Origin of the sequence: Mycobacterium sp. 852014-52450_SCH5900713 (genome assembly GCF_001667075.1) — a bacterium.
In the GTDB taxonomy this organism is placed as follows: domain Bacteria; phylum Actinomycetota; class Actinomycetes; order Mycobacteriales; family Mycobacteriaceae; genus Mycobacterium.
The window spans coordinates 1-865 of the sequence record NZ_LZIL01000024.1 but is presented as its reverse complement, the minus strand read 5'-3'; the positions used below and the strand labels follow the sequence as shown (position 1 = coordinate 865).

1 protein-coding gene is annotated in these 865 nt (G+C 70.2%); it reads left to right on the top strand.

Features of this window, described 5'->3' with window-relative positions; translation table 11 throughout:
• Nucleotides 1-865, top strand: an 865-nt coding sequence (locus tag A5773_RS06180) for an AMP-binding protein (protein WP_156744749.1), incomplete at both ends; no start/stop codon positions are given.

The window sequence follows — 865 nt, the reverse complement described above, 5'->3', positions numbered from 1 at the left end:
CGCCACGGTGTTGGATGCGGTGGGCGCGGTGTGTGTGTTGACGTGTGGCGCCGACACTTTGGTCGGGGCGGGCGCGCGCCCGGTGTTGCGTGTCGACGAACTGGACCTGTCGGGGCGGTGCGCGAAGCCGATCACCGACGCCGACCGGCTGGCGCCGCTGGCGGTGGACGACACCGCGTACGTGATTTTCACCTCGGGATCCACCGGCGCGCCCAAGGGCGTGACGGTCAGCCACGCCGGCCTGGTCGGATTGGCTGCGGCGCAACGCAAAGTGTTCGTGTTGGGTGCCGACGCCCGAGTGCTGAATGTGGCCGTGCCAACCTTCGACGCCTCGATCTTCGAGTGGATATGGGCAGTGGCTTCGGGGGCCGCACTTGTGGTGGCCCCGCCGGACGCGTATGCCGGGGATGCGCTGACCGCCGTGCTGCAGGACCAGCGGGTCAGTGCGGCGATTGTGACCCCGACGGTGCTGGCGTCGCTGGATCGGGCCCGGCTGGCCGGACTCGACACGCTGATCACTGGCGGGGAGGCCTGCCCAGCGGAGTTGGTGGCCGGCTGGGCGCCCGGCCGGCGGATGTTCAACGGGTACGGTCCCACCGAGACCACCATCTGCGCCACGTCCACTGCATCGCAGTCGGCGGGGCAGTCGGTGAGCATCGGCACCCCGATCCCGGGGGTTTGCGCGCTGGTGCTCGACGCGCGGCTGAACCCGGCGCCGATCGGGGTGGCGGGCGAACTATATCTGGCCGGGCGCGTCATCGCCCACGGTTATGTCAAGCGGCCGGACCTGACTGCGGAACGGTTTGTGGCCAACCCGTTTGGGGGTGCGGGGGCGCGGATGTATCGCACCGGGGATTTGGTGCGC